General features: G+C 64.1%; 14 protein-coding genes and 2 pseudogenes. 4 read left to right on the forward strand and 12 right to left on the reverse strand.

Annotated features, from left to right (window positions below; translation table 11 throughout):
- Positions 1 to 14 precede the first annotated feature (14 nt).
- Positions 15 to 269 carry a hypothetical protein gene (locus DXY03_RS07545; protein WP_115009855.1) on the forward strand — a complete coding sequence of 85 codons (255 nt, stop codon included), beginning with the start codon at positions 15 to 17 and terminating at the stop codon, positions 267 to 269.
- 2 nt (positions 270 to 271) lie between these two features.
- Here the strand turns inward: DXY03_RS07545 and DXY03_RS07550 are convergent, their stop codons facing one another.
- The 6 genes and pseudogenes from DXY03_RS07550 to DXY03_RS07575 form a co-directional block, all read right to left on the reverse strand.
- On the reverse strand, positions 272 to 478 hold the full coding sequence (locus DXY03_RS07550; RefSeq protein ID WP_011365459.1) for a hypothetical protein: 207 nt from the start codon (positions 476 to 478) through the stop codon (positions 272 to 274).
- An 89-nt stretch (positions 479 to 567) separates the two neighbouring features.
- Complete coding sequence (locus DXY03_RS07555; protein ID WP_115009856.1) at positions 568 to 1,323, reverse strand: pirin-like bicupin family protein; 756 nt, start codon at positions 1,321 to 1,323, stop codon at positions 568 to 570.
- 8 nt (positions 1,324 to 1,331) lie between these two features.
- On the reverse strand, positions 1,332 to 1,847 hold the full coding sequence (locus tag DXY03_RS07560; protein WP_115009857.1) for an NADPH-dependent FMN reductase: 516 nt from the start codon (positions 1,845 to 1,847) through the stop codon (positions 1,332 to 1,334).
- Between the two features lie 36 nt (positions 1,848 to 1,883).
- A pseudogene (locus DXY03_RS12790) lies at positions 1,884 to 2,596 on the reverse strand (rubrerythrin family protein).
- Positions 2,597 to 2,690: 94 nt separating this feature from the next.
- Positions 2,691 to 4,493, reverse strand: a complete 1,803-nt coding sequence (locus DXY03_RS07570; protein ID WP_115009858.1) for a diflavin flavoprotein — start codon at positions 4,491 to 4,493, stop codon at positions 2,691 to 2,693.
- A complete protein-coding gene (locus DXY03_RS07575; RefSeq protein WP_115009859.1) occupies positions 4,493 to 6,241 on the reverse strand; it encodes a diflavin flavoprotein in 1,749 nt (582 codons plus the stop codon). The genes DXY03_RS07570 and DXY03_RS07575 overlap by 1 nt, the downstream gene beginning before the upstream one ends.
- An 82-nt stretch (positions 6,242 to 6,323) precedes the next feature.
- Between DXY03_RS07575 and DXY03_RS07580 the strand changes: the two genes are divergently transcribed.
- Positions 6,324 to 7,619, forward strand: coding sequence for an NRAMP family divalent metal transporter (locus DXY03_RS07580; RefSeq protein ID WP_115009860.1), 1,296 nt, complete (start codon positions 6,324 to 6,326; stop codon positions 7,617 to 7,619).
- A gap of 127 nt (positions 7,620 to 7,746) precedes the next feature.
- Here the strand turns inward: DXY03_RS07580 and DXY03_RS07585 are convergent, their stop codons facing one another.
- From DXY03_RS07585 to DXY03_RS07605, 5 genes and pseudogenes are all read right to left on the reverse strand, one after another.
- Positions 7,747 to 8,139 carry an Hsp20/alpha crystallin family protein gene (locus tag DXY03_RS07585; RefSeq protein ID WP_115009861.1) on the reverse strand — a complete coding sequence of 131 codons (393 nt, stop codon included), beginning with the start codon at positions 8,137 to 8,139 and terminating at the stop codon, positions 7,747 to 7,749.
- A gap of 166 nt (positions 8,140 to 8,305) precedes the next feature.
- Positions 8,306 to 8,785 carry an MEKHLA domain-containing protein gene (locus DXY03_RS07590; protein WP_115009862.1) on the reverse strand — a complete coding sequence of 160 codons (480 nt, stop codon included), beginning with the start codon at positions 8,783 to 8,785 and terminating at the stop codon, positions 8,306 to 8,308.
- 14 nt (positions 8,786 to 8,799) lie between these two features.
- Positions 8,800 to 9,686, reverse strand: a pseudogene (locus DXY03_RS07595) (SWIM zinc finger family protein).
- Positions 9,687 to 9,688: 2 nt separating this feature from the next.
- The gene (locus tag DXY03_RS07600; RefSeq protein WP_115009863.1) at positions 9,689 to 12,886 is read right to left on the reverse strand and encodes a DEAD/DEAH box helicase; all 3,198 of its coding nucleotides are present in this window, start codon (positions 12,884 to 12,886) and stop codon (positions 9,689 to 9,691) included.
- Positions 12,883 to 13,299 carry a hypothetical protein gene (locus DXY03_RS07605; protein ID WP_115009989.1) on the reverse strand — a complete coding sequence of 139 codons (417 nt, stop codon included), beginning with the start codon at positions 13,297 to 13,299 and terminating at the stop codon, positions 12,883 to 12,885. Before DXY03_RS07605 ends, DXY03_RS07600 begins: the two co-directional genes overlap by 4 nt.
- A gap of 25 nt (positions 13,300 to 13,324) precedes the next feature.
- Here DXY03_RS07605 and alaS point away from each other — a divergent pair, with 25 nt between their 5' ends.
- A complete protein-coding gene (gene alaS, locus DXY03_RS07610; RefSeq protein ID WP_115009864.1) occupies positions 13,325 to 15,994 on the forward strand; it encodes an alanine--tRNA ligase in 2,670 nt (889 codons plus the stop codon).
- Here the strand turns inward: alaS and speA are convergent.
- Positions 15,985 to 17,913: a biosynthetic arginine decarboxylase gene (gene speA / locus DXY03_RS07615; protein ID WP_115009865.1), complete on the reverse strand. Its 1,929-nt coding sequence runs from the start codon at positions 17,911 to 17,913 to the stop codon at positions 15,985 to 15,987. The genes alaS and speA overlap by 10 nt on opposite strands.
- Before the next feature lie 122 nt (positions 17,914 to 18,035).
- Between speA and ndk the strand changes: the two genes are divergently transcribed.
- Entirely contained in the window at positions 18,036 to 18,491 is a 456-nt protein-coding gene (ndk, locus tag DXY03_RS07620) for a nucleoside-diphosphate kinase (protein WP_025362563.1), read from the forward strand.

An 18,491-nucleotide genomic window follows, 5' to 3' on the forward strand; every position in this document is an offset into this window, starting at 1 on the left:
TGTCGGGGGACACCATGGATCGGGACAACAACAAGAAAACTGCGCTCAGCAGCGTTGAAGGGCCTGCCCTTCCTCAACTTCCTGAGGGTCTGGAATCGGCCTTTAGTCGCGGCCATACCTTGTCAATTGAAGGAACCAATGTGATTCGGGTTCCCTTTGGCACTCGCCGCTCCCGTCGCAGCCGCCCCGAGCGGCCCGATCACTGGGCCACCTTGGTGATTCCTTTTCAACCGGTGGGCGATCCCACTCCACCGCCGGCAGCGGCCTGAGTTCAGGCCACGCCGATCTCTGATTCTTCCTGGGCCAGACGCCAGTCCAGCAGGGCTTTGACGTCGGCCAATGAGCAGGTTGGTGTGCGGAAGGGCAGCAATCGCATCGGGCTGCGTTCCGGCCTCACCAGCCAGCTCCGGTTGGTTTGAGGCATCAAAAGAAAGCCGCGGTACCGAACCGAGGCCTCCTGGCCGTTCATGAATCCCATCGCTCTAGGGATTGTTTGATAATGACTCTGTCATTTCAGGGCACAAGATCTGGTGTCTCCCACTTGCACCAGATCTTTTCCGGATTGCTTCACGCCAGGGCAAACAGCAGCACGTCGGCGCGCTCACTGAGGCCGATCAGCGTGCTTTGAGTTGCTGCGTCCTCGATCAGGCCCACCCCATCCCCCCGCCGCAGCGTCTGCTTGGGGAAGCCTTCACGGTTGAGCGTCAGCTCCCCATCAATCATCTGAAGCCAGAGCCATCGCTCCTTGGCGGCGGGCAAGGGCAACTGCTGTTGGCGTAGCGGTTGGGCACGCCAGAGGCGCACGGGACGTTTGATGGCCATCGCATCGCCGGTGGCGTCGGGCTCAATCAGGGGCGTCCAGCCCTCGCCGATGGCGAAGGGTTTCTGCTCGTAGGCGGGCTGGATGCCCAGCTGTGCTGGCTCAATCCAGATCTGCAGCAGCCTGCAGGGCGCGCCGGTTTGATTGATTTCGCTGTGAACGATGCCGCTGCCGGCACTCATCCGTTGCACTTCGCCGGCGTGCAGCACCGCGCTGTTGCCCATCGAGTCGGCATGGGTCAGGGCCCCCTCCACCATCACCGTGATGATTTCCATGTCCCGGTGGGGGTGCATGCCGAACCCCTGGCCTGCAGCAATGGTGTCGTCGTTGATCACCCGCAGGGGGCCGAAGCCCATCCAGTTCGGATCCTGATGGCTGCCGAAGCTGAAGCTGTGCCAGGAATCGAGCCAGTCCAGCTGGCTGTGGAAGCGCTCGTCTGCAGGTCGCAGGATCACGGTTGACGTGGTGGCGTGTTGACCTGTTGGCGGGGCCATCGGGGACATCGAGGTGTTCAGAGTTGGAGGGGTTGCATCTGCAGAAGCCGCTGCACCAGGTCGTTGATGCTGTCGTCCTGGGCTGGTTTGGTGTGGTTGCTCAGCAGCTGACGCCCCACCACCTGGGCCCCGAGGTGGGTGAGCTGGATGCGCAGCGACACCAGCAGTTCCATGCCGCCACCGCCGGAGAAGGTGGCCATGGCGATTGGCCGCCCGTTGAACAGGGATCGGAAGTCGTCGTCGGTCACCGAGAGCCAGGCAATGGCATTGGTGAGCGACGGAGGAATCGAGCCGTTGTATTCCGGGGCGCAGATCACCCAGCGTGGGGTTGCGTGCAGCTGGTCGTGCAGGGTGACAAGGTCAGGGCCCGCCCCTGCTGCTTGGACCCGTGGCGTGAACAGGGGTAGGTCGAGCTGAGTGAGATCGATCAGTTCGGCGCTGGCATTCTGAGCTGCGGCGGCCTGCACGAAGCGTTCCGCCAGCTTGTGGTTTTCGCCATTGCTCGCTGTCAGAACGATGAGGTCGGAGGACATGGAGACGAAGGCTCTTGATGGAATCGTGCAAGGGCGTCAGGCCGTTTTCAATTCGGCTTCGCGGTAAGGAACAAAGCTGGCTTTGCGGGAGCTGCAGATCGGGCAGTGCCAATCGTCGGGAATCGCCTCGAACGGGGTGCCTGGGGCGATGCCGGAATCAGGATCCCCTTCGGCGGGGTCGTAGATCATCGAGCACACCTTGCAGATCCACTTGCCCGGGATCGGTTGATCGGCCTGGCCTGCGGTGCCCTTGCCTTGCAGGGCCTCGAGGGCAACGCCATAGGTTTCGGCGTGATGCTGCTCGATCGGGGTCAGCAGGCCGAAGTTCTTGGCGGCGGTGCGGAACAGGCCTGCATGCTCCTTGGATTCGCTGCTTTGCTCGGCGAATTCCGCTGCGGCTCCGCTGTCCCGGTCCTGCCGGGCCTGGGCGGCGAACTCCGGATACATCGTTGTGTACTCGTAGGTTTCGCCTTCAATCGCCAGCTCCAGGCAGCGGCTCAGGATGGCCTGCTTCTCCTCGTCGCTGAGCTGCTCGGGTCGTTCACCACCAATTCAGGGTGCAGCAGGCGGAAGTGGGCGAAGGCGTGTTCCGTTTCCTGCGCTGCGGTGTCGCGAAACAACTTGGCCAGGTCCTTGTGGCCCAGCTGTTTGGCCACCTCTGAAAAGAACAGGTATTTGCGGTTGGCCATGCTCCCGCCACCGAAAGCGGCCTCGAGATTGGCGTGGGTGGAAGGCTTGGAAAGGTTCATCGATGGCGCCGGGGATCGTTCCATCAGCCTAGCCCTAACTCATAGTGAGTATGAGTTAGCAGGGGGGTTCGGTTTGCCGGTTCAGGTTGTTCGCTCAGTAGTTGGCGCCGCTGCGGCGTTGGTGCACCGCGGTGCTGCCCTCCGCATCCAGCACCCCGCCGCGATCCACTTCGGCATAGATCAGCCAGTGGTCGCCGCATTCCATCCGCTGGCTCACCTTGCCGTCCAGCCAGGCCAGAGCATCCGGCAGCAATGGCTGTTCGGCGGGGCTGGTGTCCAGCTCAAGGCCTGCAAAGCGATCGGCACCGGGTTCGAAGGGTTGCAGGAACTGCTTCATCAGGGCGGTTTCGCGTCCTTCGGCCAGCACGTTCAAGGCGAAGCGATCGCCCTTGTGCAGCAGCGCTTCCACGGCACGGTCCTTGGCCACGGCCACGGTGATGCCGGGGGGACTGAAGCTGGCCTGGCTCACCCAGCTGGCCACCATGGCGCCGCTCAGCTCCGCTTTGCGGGTGGTGAGCACGCAAAGGGAGCCGATTACACGGCCCAGGGCCAGCACCGCCGGATCGCTGCGGCTTTCGCTCAAGCCCCCTGCACTGCGCCGTTGCGCCCGTTTCTGGCTCTGCAGCAGCTGGCGGGCGAAACGGGTGCCGGTTTCCTCCAGCTCCTTCACCCGGGCGGCATCCGGACTGAACTTCACCCGGATCGGCTCGAAGCCAAAGCTGAAGCCGCCATCCCGCAGCTTCGTTTCCAGTAGGTCCACCGCCTCGCCGCTCCAGCCGAAGCTGCCGAACACCCCCACGGGCTTGCTGCGATCCCCCTCCGCCAACAGGGTTCCCAGGGCCGAGACGATCGGTGTGGGGGCATGGCCCCCCAGGGTGGGTGAGCCGATCAACACGGCGTCGGCCTGCTGGATCGTGCTCACCAGTTCATCGGCGGGAGTGAATTCGCAGTTCAAGCTGTTCACCCGGATGCCGGTGCGGCTGACCCCGCGGGCCAGGGCATCGGCAATGGCTGCGGTGTTGCCGTAGGCGCTGGCAAACAGCAACGCCACCGTCAGGCTGGCGTTCTGCTGGCCTTCGCCCCAGCGGCGGTAGTCATTCAGCAGGCTGCGCCAACTGGCTTCGATGGCCGGGCCATGGCCCGGCGCAATGGTGCGGATGTCGAGTTCTTCGAGCCGTTCCACCAGGGCATCCACCTGACGGGCCATGGGGGCCATCAGGCAGTCGTAGAAGTGCCGGCGTTCTTCTTCGGTGCTGCTGCGGTTGCTTTCGGCCCAGCTGTCCGTGCAGAGGTGGGCACTGAAGAACTTGTCGCTCATCAGCAGGCCCAGGCTTTCCTCGAAGGCCAGCAATCCGCCGGGCCAGCGGGGGGTTGGGGCCGGCAGCAGCATCAAGCTGCGCTGATGGCTGAGCGGAAGCGTCTGCTCCTGGCGGATCACCCGCAGGGGCGGCAGATCGGGCAGTGGCGGTTGCTCGCTTGTCTCACCGGGAGGAGTGGGCTTGCGCTGGCTCCACAGCTCTTCGATCAGCTTGGCGCCGGGGTTGGAGACGATCAGTTCCAGGCCGGCATAGGCCTCCGCCAGATCCCGCAGCAGGGCAACGCGGTTGGGGTTGACGTGGCCCACCACCACCAGCAGCGGTGCGTCGCTGCTGGGCAGGGCTTCGGCAAGCACCGGTAAAAAGGCCGCGCTGTAGGCCACCCCCGGGGGATGGACCAGCACAGCAGGGGCACCATCACCGGCCTCGAACAAAACACTGTTGGCGGTGCTGCCCCGCTCCAGGGCGTATTCCAGTTCGAAACGGTGCCGTTGAGGGCTTAGACCGCGCAGACCAACGACCCCATCGTCGATCGGCAGCTGGATCGTGCGACGCGTGGTTGCGGTGCTGGTCACGCTCATCAGTAGTGGTTCCCCACTTTGCGGTGGTGCACCGCCGTGCTGGCCTCGGCATCGGCCACATTGCCCTGCTCCACCACGGCATAGATGATCCAGTGATCGGGGCCCTCCATCCGTTGCTCCACTCGGCAGCCCAGAAATGCCAGGGCATCGGCGAGCACCGGGCCGCCATCGGCGGTTCCCTCCAGCACGTTCACCCCAGCGAAGCGATTGGCGCCGGGGGGGAAGCGCTTGAGGAAATGGCGCATCAGTTGTTGATGATTGTCCTGCCGCAGAACGTTCAGCACGAAGCGATCGCCCACCTGCATCAGGGCTTCGATCGCACGGTCTTTGGCGACGGCAATGGTGAGGCCTGGTGGGGTGAAGCTGGCCTGGCTCACCCAGCTGGCCACCATGGCGCTGCGGCGTTGCGATTCGCCCTCCCCCTGGCTGGCCGTCACCACATAAAGGCCACCGCTGATGCGACCCAGGGCCTTGTCGAGGTCGCCATCGAGGCTTTTCATCGCCGCGATCGTCTTCTCTTTGGTCAGCAGCTGGCCGAGGTCGGTGCCCGACTCCTCACAGCGTTGGTAGTCGCTGCCCTGGGGCAGCTGTTTGATCCGCAATGGGCTGAAGGCTGGCTTCTGCCCCTGGCTGCGCAATTGATCGGCGACGGCGTCGATCGGTTCGTCGTTGCCGCCGAAGGCGTCGTACACCCCCACCAGTTGTTTGGGATGCAGGGCCGCCAGCAGGGTCCCGATCGAGGCCTGGAGATCCGGTTCCGGTTCCGCTGGCCAGGTCGGCACCACAACAGCCTTGGCATCGCCTACCAGGGCGGTGAGTTCCTGGGGATCGGTGGCCCGCAGGTCCACCAGCTGCACCTGGGCATCCGCCTTGCCAATGCCGTGGGCAATGGCCTGGCTGATCCGATCGGAGAAGCCGTACTGGCTCAGATAACAAACGGCGGCATAGCTCTCGCCTTTGCTGCGCTGGCCGCTCCACTCGCGGTAGTCGCTGATCCAGTGGCTGAGGTGATGCCGCAACAGCGGCCCGTGGCCCACCGCGATGGTGTTGATCTCCGGCAGGCCATCCATGCGCTTGAGGGCCTGCAGCACGCTGCGGGCATTGGGGCCCATCAGGCAGTCGTAGTAGAAGCGGAAATCAGGGGCGATGGCACCGGGGTCGGCGTCGAAGACTTCGTCAGAGCAGTAATGCAGACCAAAGGCATCACAGGTGTAGAGGATGCCGGTGCCGTGATCGAAGGAAAAGATCGTGTCCGGCCAGTGCAGGTTCGGAGCACTGAGGAATTCGAAGCGGTGCTGGATGCCGCTCTCGGGGTTGGTGCCGAGATCCAATTCCTCGCCCGACTTCACCGCACGGGATTTGAACGGCCTGTGCACCTGGTCCTTGAGGAACTGCAGGGCCACCTTCGATCCCACGATTTCGATCTCAGGATTGAGATCGATCAGGTCACCGATCAATCCGGAGTGGTCGGGTTCGGTGTGGCTCACGATCAACACATCGATCGCAGTTGGATCGATCTGCTGCTTGAGCAGGGGGATCCAGGTGTCGCGGAACTTGGCGTGGCTGGTGTCGATCAGGGCGGTGCGTTCCCCCCGCACCAGGAAGGCGTTGTAGGTGGTGCCGTTGCGCAGGCCGAATTCAATGTCGAAGCGGCTGCGGTCCCAGTCGAGGGAGCGGATCGTGGTGGTGTCGGCGGCGATGGCCTCGCACTGCAGCGACAGCTTCGGAGCAGCGGGAGCAACGACCATGAAACCGACCGTGACGGAAGTCGACTCTACGGAGATTCAGCGGGGCAAAGCGGCGGAGACTGGTATTAACTGCAACCTTGTGATGGCGTCATCGACGCTGCGACGCAGCATTGGACCCGGGATCCTCTTGGCCGGTGCCTGCATTGGTGGATCCCACTTGATGTCGTCCACCACGGCGGGAGCCCGATTCGGCTTTGCGCTGGTGGGCCTGATCCTGCTCACCAATCTGATCAAGTACCCGTTCCTGCGCGTGGGCACCCGCTTCACAGCGGCCACCGGACTGTCGCTGCTGGAGGGCTTCCAGAAACGCAATCCCCTCTACCTGCCGCTGTACCTGGTGGTGAGCCTGGTCACCGGCACCTTCACTATCGCGGCGGTGAGTTTTGTGGCGGGGCTGCTGCTCACCAACATCCCTCTCCTGGCGGGGCTCGACCCCTACGGACTGTCCATCGCCGTGCTGGCGGTGAGTGGCATGGTGCTGCTGCTGGGGCACTACCGGGCGCTCGACCGTCTCTCCAAGCTGTTGGTGGTGCTGCTCACCCTGCTCACGGGGGTGGCGGCTGCATCACTGCTGATCCGCGGCCCCGTCGGCGATGTGGCGGCCAGTTGGGTCAGCACGGATCCCAGCCCCTGGACCCTGGCCAACATGGCCTTCCTGATTCCCCTGATGGGCTGGATGCCCGGACCGGTGGAGATGTGTGTGTGGCCCTCATTGTGGATGTTTTCCCGTGCGCGCGACACCGAGCACACCGCAACGCCGAAGGAGGCCGAGTTCGATTTCAACCTTGGCTATGGCGTCACCGTGGTGACGGCCATGTTCTTCGTGATCCTGGGCGCCTACACGATGTACGGCAGCGGTGACGGAATGCTGGCCGGCAGCGGCGTGTCCTTCGCCCAGAAGCTGATCAAGCTCTACACCGCCGCCATGGGCGGTTGGGCGGCCTGGGTGATCATCCCCGCGGCCTTTTCCGCCATGTTCAGCACCACCCTCACCTGCCTGGATGCCTACCCCCGAAGCATTGCGGCGATTCAGGGGCTGCTGCGTCATCACGACAGTGGGGATTCAGCGCCGGGGCCCATGCAGCGTCGCTTCGACATCTGGGTGATCGTGCATTTCCTGGCCGCTGTGCTGGCGCTGGTGGTGGCCAAGAGCGGCGGAATCGGCGTGAAGGATTTCGTCTTCGGGGCGATGACCGGCAGCTTCCTCACCGCTCCTCTGTTCGCCTGGATGGCCATGGACACGATCAACAGCCCCTTGGTTCCAGTGGAGCACCGTTATGGGCGGCTCACCCAGGGCTTCTGCTGGTTTGGCCTAGTGTTTTTCGGCGGCTTCAGCCTGCTGTTCATCGGCCGCTTCTTCCTCGGCCTCGGCGGCTGATTCCACCCTCGCTTCAACAAAAAACCCCTGCCGTGGGCAGGGGTTGGGCTTCCGTTCTTCTTGTCTTGGTGTGTTGGGCTTGTCCAGCCCAAGGCTTTCAGTGATCAGGTTCTGATTCAGGACCTGATCAGCTCTCCACCTTCACCGAAACGCTGGTGTGTTCCACAGCTTTGCCGGCGTTGATTTCAAGAATGCCGTCCCGATAGCTGGCCTTGAGCTGGTCGCGATCGAGGCTCTGGGGGAAACGGAAGCTGCGGCTCCAGGTGCCCCTGCGGAATTCGCTCAGCAGCGGTGCGTTGCTGTCATCGCTGCCTGTGGCTGGGCGTTCGGCGCTGATCACCAGGTTGTGATCGGTGGCCTTCACGTCGATGGAGTCGCGATCCACCCCGGGCAGTTCCAGCTGCACGGTGTAGCTGGTCTCGGTTTCGCGGATTTCGGCGTTGGGTACGCGCTCAGCTGTGGCCAGTTGCTGCTCGAGACGCTCGAACAGATCAAAGGGGGATTGGCGCAGGGTCAGCATGATGGTGGCTCCGAAGAATGAACATCTGCGGACTGGGTTGATCGCCCGCCATCACAATCTGCGCCGCTTGGATGAGAACCAGAAGCGTGAGAACCGTCCGTTTTGATTCGGTCTGTGCCACCAGGTTCGGCTGGCACCACAGGGATGGTGTTGAAACCGAATCTCCTTAAAGCCACCACCAGTCGCTGAAGCAGGCCGCCTGGCCGCAGATCTGCTCTTCTGCATCCCAGAGGGTCCAGATTCGGGCCTTGTTGATCATGAATCGCCGCCCTTTGCGGCTGATGCGAATGCCGTGATAGTTCTGCACGGCATCGAGGCGTTTGGCCTGGCCCAGGGCGCTGCTGCGTTCCGCCCGTTCGCTGTCCGGGGCGGTGAGCCGTGAGGGCATGCCAATCAGCCCATCCCAGTGGCTGTCCCACAGCTGCAGGGCCGCAGCGTTGGCGTAACTGAGCGCGGGATCCTGCTCAGTGCCGTGAGCCAGCACCGGAAAGCCGCAGGCAAACAGGTTCTGGCAAAGCATCCGCTTCGGCTGGCCTGGTTGAGCGGAAGCGATCAGCGGCCTGCTGAAGGCCCGTTGATGCGATTGCAGCAGCACTGCGGCGAGCCCTTGTTTGTCGGCGGTGAGCCAGGCGGCTTCACGGGCCATGGCTTTGCTCCGCGTCAGCTCCCGGCTGCCATGGCCTGCAGCATCGCCTTCTGGGCACTGGCCTGACCATGGGCTTTGAGGTTGTTCAGGAAGGTGCTGCGCGCATCGGCGAAGCGTGGGTCTTCCGCCAGCGGCAGCTCTCCGGCGGCATCGAGGCCCGTGTCGCCCTCCATGGCTGGGGTGATCACTACCAGGTCGCCATCGAGGCTGCGGTTGTAGCGCCACCACAGAGCCGGGTCTTGAACGGCTGCATGGGGGGTAGAGGAGTGGCTTTACTGGCGGAGTTGCTGTTTGTTTTTTCCTTTGCTTGTTGGGCTAAGTCCGCGAGGGCTTTGCGTCGGTACTCCGCCAGGTCTTCCAGCAGCCGGGCCCGGTTGCGGCCCCGCAGTTGGAACAGCACGAAGGGATCTTCACTGAAGCGATCCCCCATCAGGAAATACACCGCGCTGATGTGTTTGCAGGGGTTGGCTTTGTCTGGACAGGTGCATTCGCTGCGCACCTCCTGCAGCTTGAACGGGAACAGGCGCTTGCCGCTGGCGGCGAAGGCCCGCTCGATGTCGGAGGGCATGATCCCCGCCAGCAATTGGGCCGACCAGCGAGCTTTCTGGGCTAGGGCTTCCAGCACATAGCCCCAGTCCTCATCGTTGAGCACGTCCAGCCAGAGCTTCACCTTGTAGGGCGCTTCATCGGTGCCTTGGACGCGGGCATGCACACGGCGGCCTTCGAAGCGGATCGAGGTCACATGGCCCTCGCGGGCGTAGCCCCAGGCCCGCTCCAGCCGTTTCTTGAAGCGGTAGCCGTTGATTAGCTCCATCCATTGCTCAACCCACCAGGGCTGTTGGCCCAGGCCGTCGTCGCCGATGGCGGTGCTGCCGTTGGAGCTGACGTTGGTAAGGGTCATGGTCAGGTGTCCTCCAAAGAAACGAGATCGCGCAATTGATCGCCACCGAGGCTTCCCAGCCAATCTTCGCCGGAGCCGATCACATCTTCGGCCAGGCGTGATTTCTCGCGGATCATGCGATCGATTTTTTCCTCCACCGAACCGCTGGTGATGAATTTGTGCACCATCACCCGGTTGGTCTGGCCGATCCGGTAGGCCCGGTCGGTGGCCTGGTTCTCCACGGCCGGGTTCCACCAGCGATCGATGTGGAACACATGGCTTGCCCGCGTGAGGTTGAGGCCCACACCACCGGCCTTGAGCGAGAGCAGGAACAGTTGCGGACCGCGGGGGTCCTCCTGGAAGCGATCCACCATCGCCTGGCGTTCGCTTTTGCGGGTGCCGCCGTGCAGGAAGGGCACTTCTGAGTTCCAGCGCTGCTGCATCCAGGCCTGCAGCAAATGCCCCCATTCGGCGAACTGGGTGAACAGAAGGGCCCGATCGCCCGCTTCGATCACCTCATCGAGGATTTCCTCAAGCCGCTGCAGCTTGGCCGAACGGCCCAGGAAGCCATCGTCCACGGCCCCTTCGCTCAGGGCCAGGGCGGGATGGTTGCAGATCTGTTTCAACCGGGTTAGCAGGGCCAGCACCTGCCCGTGGCGCTGCCCGCGCGGCGCCCGTGCAATGGCATCGAGGGTGTCTTCCACGGTCTTGCTGTACAGAGATTTCTGCTCCTTGCTCAGTCCCACCCATTCGCTCAGCTCCACCTTCTCCGGCAGGTCGGAAATGATCGTCTTGTCGGTCTTCAGCCGGCGCAGGATGAACGGACCCACGCGGCCTTTCAGGTCCCGCAGGGATGACATGTCGCCATACCGCTCGATCGGCATCCGGTAGCGCTGGCGGAAGAAGTCCTCTTCCCCCAGCACCTTGGGGTTGAGGAAGTCCATCAAGGCCCACAGTTCGCTCACCCGGTTCTCCACGGGGGTGCCGGTGAGGGCGATGCGGAAGCGGTTGCTCTTGCTGCGGCCGGTGCGGGCCAGATCCCGGGCGGCCTGGCTCTGCTTGGCGCCAGGGTTCTTGATCGCCTGGGCTTCGTCAATCACCACCCCCTGCCAGTCCTGGGTTTCCAGCAGTTCGCTGTCCCGCTGCAGCAGCCCGTAGCTGGTGAGCACCAGATCCACCTCCTTCAACGCTTTCTTGAGTTCGGCGGGTGTGGAGGGCCGGCGTGGGCCGTAGTGCTCGATTACGGCTAACTCGGGTGTGAAGGCTTCCGCCTCCCGTCGCCAGTTGGTGAGCACCGATGTGGGGGCCACCAGCAGCACCGGGCGTTTCAGTTCCTGTTCCGCTTTGAGGTGCTGCAGAAACGCCAGCAACTGAATGGTTTTGCCCAGGCCCATGTCGTCAGCCAGGCAGGCCCCCTGGTCGAAGCGGTGCAGGAAGGCGAGCCAGCCGAGGCCCCGCTCCTGATAGGGGCGCAGTTGGCCGCTGAATCCTTCCGGGGCCGGCAAGGGGTCGGGGGCCTTCTGCTGGTGGTATTGCTCCAGCACCGATTGCAGCCGTGGGCCGGCGTCGAAGCGGTGCACCGGCATCCGCATCAGCAGTTCCCCTTCCGTCCCCGTCAGCCGCAGCGCGTCGTCGAGGCTCAGTTCCGGTTTCGCGCCACAGAAGCGTTCGGCGTTCTTGAGGTCGTTGGGCCGCAGTTCGATCCAGGCCCCCTTGTGGCGCACCAGGGGGCTGCGCTTGCCGCTCAGACGCTCCAGTTCCCGCAGGGTGAGCGTCACCCCGCCGATCATCAGATCCCACTCCCAGTCCAGACACTCACCCAACGTGAAACCGCTCGAGCGTTCGGGCAGCTCCGCCTTGATCGAGAGCCCCAGTCGGCTGGCTAGGCCACCGGAGAGGCTGGGCGGCAGCTCCACCCCCACGCCGGCATCTCGCAGCTGCCGGGCGGCCGTGCGCACCAGCACGAAGGCTTCGGCAGGGGTGAGCTGCATCGTTTCAGGTGTGGCGCTCTCCAGGCCCCGCTCAATGGCCGGAAACACGCTCAGGGCGCGGCCCATGCCTTCCAGCAGCACTTCACCCGGTTGGTCCACACGGATCTCTCCAAGCTGTAGTGGTTCCGCACCAGCCGCCCAGGCTGCGGCGGCCGGGAGCTTCAGGCTGGGGTCGGCTTCCGCCTGCAGCCCGAAGCGCAGCTCCCAGAGATCCTCCCCATCCGGTGGGGTGTGCAGTTCAAGGCAGGTGCGGGCCGCAGCAAAACCGCCGGCGATCCCTTCCCTCCAGTGATGGCTGGCGGTGGCCAGGCGTTCAGCCTCTTCATCACCGATCTCGATCACCCCGGTCTCCGACCCCAGGGCCTCCTGCCAGAGGGTCAGCAGGGGATCGAGTCCATCGGTGGATGGTTCAAAGTCCTTGCGTAGCTGCGCGTCCACCAGGTCTTCCAGCAGCGTCGCCACCCGCAGGCGTCCGCTGCGGGGCCGGCAGCTGGCCACAGGGTTGGCGGCCCGCATGGCCTCCGGTCGCAACCGGGTGGTGCGGTTGCTGCGGCGCCCCAGGGGTTCACGCCAGGGCAAGGCGCAGGTGGCCACCAGGGGCAGGCTGGCCGCCAGATCCTCCAGTCGGCGTCGGTCTTCTTCCCGGTTGAGCAGCGGCACCCAGCGGGCCCGATGCGGATAGCCCTCGCCTTTGCTGAGCTCCATCTGGGGAATCCAGCGGCCCCTGGCCACCAGGCTCAGGGCCCAGCGCTGCAGATGGCTCCACCAGCGCAGTTCGTCAGCCAGGTCTGGATTGGTGCCGGAGAGGGGCAATCGGGACAGCCACTCCGTGGCCGCTGATGGTTCCACCGCGAGCCCTTGCACCTGCCAGGGCCACCATTCGGTTTGCTTGGGGATCGGTTCGCCGGCCTGCATTGGTAGCCCGGTCCAGCCCGGTGGTTCCGGCGTTGGCTCCTCTTTTTTGCTGCGGCTTTTGCGCGGCTTCACCGTGCGGCTCGGCAGGGTGAGACAGGCCGTGGCATCAATGCAGCCGCCCGGCAAAAGGTCGCGTTCGCTCAGCCAGGCTCTGAGGTCGTCATGGCTGAGGGTGAAGGGGTGTAGCGCGGGGGTGAGGCCGGGGCCTTCCGGTGTGGCCACCCGCCAGGTGTCAGCCCAAACGAGCAGTGCCGGTTGACCGGAACTGCTGGAGGTGCGGATGGCGGGAAGCCAGGTGGCGTGCAGCAGGCTCATGGCCGCGACGCGGGCAGGAAGCGGAGGGTGCCGTGGAGCAGGAGAGCACTGCCGATCAACGGCAGCCAGGCCTGAAGTAGCTCCAGTATCAATAATGCCAGGCCATCGACCTGCCAGTTGTCAAGGGGTAGGGGCATGCCGAGGCTGCGCAACCCGCAGACCGCCCCCACCAGACCCGCCTGCAAATGCCCGTCATCTGGGTCCACCCGTTGCAGGTGGAAGGCCAGCAGGCCGTAAAAGAGGCCACAACCGCCCGAACGCACCGCAGCTTCCAGACCCCAGGGCAAGCTCAGCAGCCCTGCGCTGATGCCGGCAGTCAGCGCCCAACCGATCGACTGCAGCCGCAGTCGCTGGCGAATCTCGGGATCACTGGGTGGAACGGCCACGGGCGCCGGCGGTTCAAAGGCGATCATGACGGCAGGATCCCCCTTTCCTGTCATGGTTGCCGCCGCATCGTCGTCTTCTGCAGCGTCTGCACCGCGCAGTGGGGAGGAGATCCGTGAGGCTTTCCTCAACTTCTACGCCGAGCGCGGCCACAAGCGGATGGCCAGCGCCTCGTTGATTCCCGAAGACCCAACGGTGCTGCTCACCATTGCGGGAATGCTGCCGTTCAAGCCGGTTTTTCTGGGCCAGCAGGAGCGACCCGGGCCCCGGGCTACCAGTTCGCAGAAGTGCATCCGCACCAACGACATCGAGAACGTGGGGCGCACGGCCAGGCATCACACCTTTTTCGAGATGCTCGGCAACTTCTCGTTTGGGGATTACTTCAAGCAGCAGGCGATTGAGTGGGCCTGGGAGCTCAGCACCTGCGTTTACGGCATCGACCCCAAGAACCTGGTGGTGAGCGTCTTCCGGGAAGACGACGAAGCCGAGCAGATCTGGCGCAATGTGGTGGGGGTGAACCCCAAGCGGATCATCCGCATGGATGAGGCCGACAACTTCTGGGCCTCCGGCCCCACCGGCCCCTGTGGCCCCTGCTCGGAGATCTATTACGACTTCAAACCCGAGCTCGGTGATGAGGGCATCGATCTCGAGGACGACGACCGTTTCATCGAGTTCTACAACTTGGTGTTCATGCAGTACAACCGCGACGCGGAGGGCACCCTCACGCCGCTGGCCAACCGCAACATCGACACCGGCATGGGCCTCGAGCGGATGGCCCAGATTCTGCAGAAGGTTCCCAACAACTACGAAACCGATCTGATCTTTCCGCTGATCCAAGCGGCTGCGGATCTGGCGGGGGTCGACTACCACCAGCTCAACGACAAGGGCAAGACGTCGTTGAAGGTGATCGGCGACCACAGCCGTGCGGTGACGCAGCTGATCTGCGATGGCGTCACCGCCAGCAACCTGGGCCGCGGCTACATCCTGCGGCGTCTGCTGCGCCGGGTGGTGCGCCATGGCCGCCTGTTGGGCATCGACAAACCTTTCCTCGTCACGATGGGCGAGGCGGCGATTGCCCTTTTGAAGGGTGCACACCCCAGCGTGATCGAGCGCCAGGAGGTGATCCTTTCCGAACTCCAGCGGGAGGAAGCCCGCTTCCTCGAGACCCTCGAGCGCGGTGAGAAGTTGCTGGCGGAGGTGCTGGCCTCCAAGCCCACCCAGATCAGCGGTGCCCAAGCCTTTGAGCTGTACGACACCTATGGCTTTCCGCTGGAGCTCACCCAGGAGATCGCCGAGGAGCAGGGCCTGGCCGTTGACCTCGATGGCTTCGAGGCGGCGATGGAGGAACAGCGCCAGCGGGCCAAGGCGGCCGCGGTGAGCATCGACCTCACCCTGCAGGATGCGATCGACCAGGTGGTGGCGGATCAGGCGGCCACCTGTTTCGAGGGCTATGAAGCCCTCGATCACGCTTCCTGTGTGCAGGCGTTGGTGGTGAACGGTGAACCAGCCAGCACCGCCAAGGCGGGTGATGCGGTTCAGGTGGTGCTCGACACCACGCCGTTCTATGGAGAAGGCGGCGGTCAGGTGGGCGATCGCGGCGTGCTTGCGGGCAGCGATCTGATTGTTCGGATCGAATCGGTGAGCCGCAGCCGCGATGTTTTTGTCCATGCCGGGCGGGTGGAACGCGGCGAGCTCGCCTTGGGCGACACCGTGAAGGCCCAGGTGGACCGTGCCTGCCGGCGTCGGGCCCAGGCGAATCACACTGCCACCCACCTGCTGCAAGCAGCGCTCAAGCAGGTGGTGGATCCAGGCATCGGCCAGGCCGGATCACTGGTGGATTTCGATCGCCTGCGCTTCGACTTCCACTGCCCTACGGCGGTGACGGCGGATCAGTTGCAGCAGGTTGAAACCCTGATCAACGGTTGGATCAATGAGGCCCATGCGCTCCAGGTGCAGGAGATGGCGATCGATCTGGCTAAGGCGGCCGGTGCCGTGGCGATGTTCGGTGAGAAGTACGCCGATGTGGTGCGGGTGGTCGACGTGCCCGGTGTGTCGATGGAGCTCTGCGGCGGCACCCACGTGGCCAACACCGCTGAGATCGGCCTGTTCAAGATCGTGGCGGAAAGTGGCGTTGCGGCCGGTATCCGCCGGATTGAAGCCGTCGCTGGTCCCGCTGTGCTCGCGTATCTGAACGAGCGCGATGCAGTGGTGAAGCAGCTGGGGGATCGCTTCAAGGCCCAGCCGGCCGAGATCGTGGATCGTGTGGCGGCCCTTCAGGAGGAGCTCAAGGCCACCGGCAAGGCGCTGGCTGTGGCTCAGGCGGAACTGGCGGTGGCGAAAGCCGGCGCTCTGGCCGCTAAGGCCGAGGCCGTGGGCGACTTCCAACTGCTGGTGGAACGCCTCGACGGCGTGGATGGTGCTGGCTTGCAGGGTGCAGCCCAGAGCCTGGCGGATCAGCTGGGGGATGGTGCGGCCGTGGTGATCGGCGGTCTGCCGGATCCTGGCGACATGGGCAAGGTGATCCTGGTGGCGGCCTTCGGCAAGCAGGTGATCGCTGCCAAGCTCCAGGCCGGCAAGTTCATCGGCGGTATTGCCAAACAGTGCGGCGGTGGTGGCGGTGGACGCCCGAACCTGGCCCAGGCCGGGGGACGCGATGGTGCTGCCCTCCCTGCTGCGCTTGAGTCCGCTCGCTCCGAGCTGGCGGCAGCGTTGGCTCAGTCCTGAAGGTAGGTGGTCTGTCGCAGGCTGCTTTCGAGGTGATCCAGCAGCCTGCGTGACTCGTCGATGCGCAGCTGGCCGTTGTTGATGGCCGCTTCCGCCGCCACCCGCAGCCGCTCCAGCAAGGCACGGGGGTCGTGCTCCATGGCCTCCAGCACATCGGCATTGGTGTCACCCCGCACGACGTGGTCAATGCGATAGCTACCGCCGGGGCTGAGGCGAATGTGCACGGCGTTGGTGGTGCCGAACAGGTTGTGCAGATTGCCCATCACCTCCTGATATGCACCGCTTAGGAACAGGCCGATTAAATAGGAGTTGTTGCCGTCGAGTTCGTGCAGCTCTAGCAGCTGTTTGGGTTGTCCGTCTCCGATGAAGCGATCCAGACGACCATCGGAATCACAGGTGAGGTCGGCTAGGTTGGCCAGTCTGGTCGGTCGTTGATCCAGCTGCTGGATGGGCACCACTGGAAACAGCTGGTCGATGGCCCAGGTGTCGGGTGCTGAGCGGAAGATCGACAGGTTGGCGTAATACGTTCCCGCCAATGCCTTGTTGAGGGCTGCGAGCTCTTCCGGGATGGCTTGATCCTTGGGCAGTCGCTGCGCAATCGCATCAGCACAGGCCCACGTCAGTTGTTCAGCGGTGGCGCGGTCGGGCAGCCCCATGTACCCGAGCCGGAATGCGGCGAGCGCATCCTGCTTGAACTTCAAGGCGTCGTTCCAGGCTTCCTGCAGACGCACCAATTGCGCATCCGCTGCCACCGATAACTCCTCAATGGTGGCGAGGGTGTCCCGCAGGTTGCGAACGGTGAGTGGTTCATCTCCGCTGGCCTTGGGAACCGATGCCGGTAACGCGCTACTTCCCAGCACGTCGAACACCAGCAGGGAGAAATGACTGGCAATGGCGCGGCCGCTTTCGCTCACTAGCGTGGGCACGGCCACACCATTGGGTTCGCAGCATTCCCGCACTGTTGCCACAACGTCGTTGGCGTAGTTCTGCAGCGAGTAGTTGGTGGATGCCGCTGATGCGGTGCGGCTGCCGTCGTAGTCGATGCCGAGTCCACCACCCACATCCAGGAACCCCATCGGAGCCCCCAGTCGGGTGAGCTCCACATAGATCTGCCCCGCCTCCTGGAGGGCGTCCTTGAGCACGGCGATGTCGTTGATCTGGCTGCCGATGTGGAAGTGCAGCAGTCGCAGATCGGGGAGCAGGTTGTTCTCCCGCAGCCGCTCCACTGTGGCCAGCAACTCGGGAATCGAAAGGCCGAATTTGGCCTTGTCGCCGACGGAGCTGCCCCAACGCCCCGTGCTGCGGCTGGAGAGCTTGGCCCGCACACCGATGTAGGGCGCTGCTCCCAGGCTTTTGCTCGCTTCAATAATCCGGTCGACTTCATCCGGCTGTTCAATCACCACCACCGGTTGCCGTCCAAGACGTCGCGCCAGGATCGCTGTCTCGATGTAGAGCCGATCCTTGTAGCCGTTGCAGATCAACAACGCCTCGGGGTCGTCCAGCAGCGAGAGGGCGATCAGCAGTTCCGCTTTGCTTCCTGCTTCCAGACCGAAGTTCCAGCGCTTGCCGCAGCTCACCAACTCCTCCACCACGTGGCGTTGCTGGTTGCACTTCACCGGGAAGACGCCTTGATACCGGCCGGGGTAGCTGTACTGCGCGATGGCGCGTTCAAAGGCGGCGTGGAGCCGCTCCAAACGGTCTTCGAGGATGTCGTCGAAGCGAATCAGCAACGGCAGCGCCAGGTTGCGGCTTTTCAGCTCCGACACCAGATCCACCAGGTCCATGCTGCCGCCGCGATCCCCTTGGGGTTGAACGCTGATGTGGCCGCGCCCATTGATGGAGAAATACGGATCGCCCCAGCGGTCGAGGCCGTACAGCGCAGCACTGTCCTGAATCGACCAGTGTTCGCTGTCTGACACCTGCGTCTGCTTGAAGTGAATGGCCGGAATCTAGGGACATTCCCTGCGCTGCCCAAGGCCTGTGCTTGCCAAGCGGGGTGGCCAGCACTGACGATGGCGGCGCTTTTTATTCACACCAATCCATGGCCGAACGCACGTTCATCGCCATCAAGCCCGACGGCGTCCAGCGCGGCCTGGTGGGCGAGATCCTCGGCCGCTTTGAGCGCAAGGGCTTCAAGCTGGTGGGTCTGAAGCAGATCACCCCCAGCCGCGCTCTGGCTGAGCAGCACTACGGCGTCCACAAGGAGCGTCCCTTCTTTGCTGGTCTGGTCGACTTCATCACCTCCGGCCCCGTGGTGGCCATGGTCTGGGAAGGCGATGGTGTGATCGCCAGTGCCCGCAAGCTGATCGGTGCCACCAAGCCCCTCGAGGCTGAGCCCGGCACCATTCGTGGCGATCTGGCCGTCAACATCGGCCGCAACGTCATCCACGGTTCCGATGCTGCGGAAACCGCTGCCTTCGAGATCGGCCTCTGGTTTGAAGCCTCTGAGCTGAACGACTGGTCTCCTTCCGATCAGGAGTGGCGCGTCGAAGGCTGA

Origin of the sequence: Synechococcus sp. N5 (genome assembly GCF_900473925.1) — a bacterium.
Taxonomy (GTDB): Bacteria; Cyanobacteriota; Cyanobacteriia; order PCC-6307; family Cyanobiaceae; genus Parasynechococcus.

Coding starts and splice junctions, on each gene's coding strand:
- DXY03_RS07545 (WP_115009855.1), top strand. CDS start 15: ATGGATCGGGACAACAACAAGAAAACTGCGCTCAGCAGCGTTGAAGGG.
- DXY03_RS07550 (WP_011365459.1), bottom strand. CDS start 478: ATGGGATTCATGAACGGCCAGGAGGCCTCGGTTCGGTACCGCGGCTTT.
- DXY03_RS07555 (WP_115009856.1), bottom strand. CDS start 1,323: ATGTCCCCGATGGCCCCGCCAACAGGTCAACACGCCACCACGTCAACC.
- DXY03_RS07560 (WP_115009857.1), bottom strand. CDS start 1,847: ATGTCCTCCGACCTCATCGTTCTGACAGCGAGCAATGGCGAAAACCAC.
- DXY03_RS07570 (WP_115009858.1), bottom strand. CDS start 4,493: ATGAGCGTGACCAGCACCGCAACCACGCGTCGCACGATCCAGCTGCCG.
- DXY03_RS07575 (WP_115009859.1), bottom strand. CDS start 6,241: ATGGTCGTTGCTCCCGCTGCTCCGAAGCTGTCGCTGCAGTGCGAGGCC.
- DXY03_RS07580 (WP_115009860.1), top strand. CDS start 6,324: ATGGCGTCATCGACGCTGCGACGCAGCATTGGACCCGGGATCCTCTTG.
- DXY03_RS07585 (WP_115009861.1), bottom strand. CDS start 8,139: ATGCTGACCCTGCGCCAATCCCCCTTTGATCTGTTCGAGCGTCTCGAG.
- DXY03_RS07590 (WP_115009862.1), bottom strand. CDS start 8,785: ATGGCCCGTGAAGCCGCCTGGCTCACCGCCGACAAACAAGGGCTCGCC.
- DXY03_RS07600 (WP_115009863.1), bottom strand. CDS start 12,886: ATGAGCCTGCTGCACGCCACCTGGCTTCCCGCCATCCGCACCTCCAGC.
- DXY03_RS07605 (WP_115009989.1), bottom strand. CDS start 13,299: ATGATCGCCTTTGAACCGCCGGCGCCCGTGGCCGTTCCACCCAGTGAT.
- alaS (WP_115009864.1), top strand. CDS start 13,325: ATGGTTGCCGCCGCATCGTCGTCTTCTGCAGCGTCTGCACCGCGCAGT.
- ndk (WP_025362563.1), top strand. CDS start 18,036: ATGGCCGAACGCACGTTCATCGCCATCAAGCCCGACGGCGTCCAGCGC.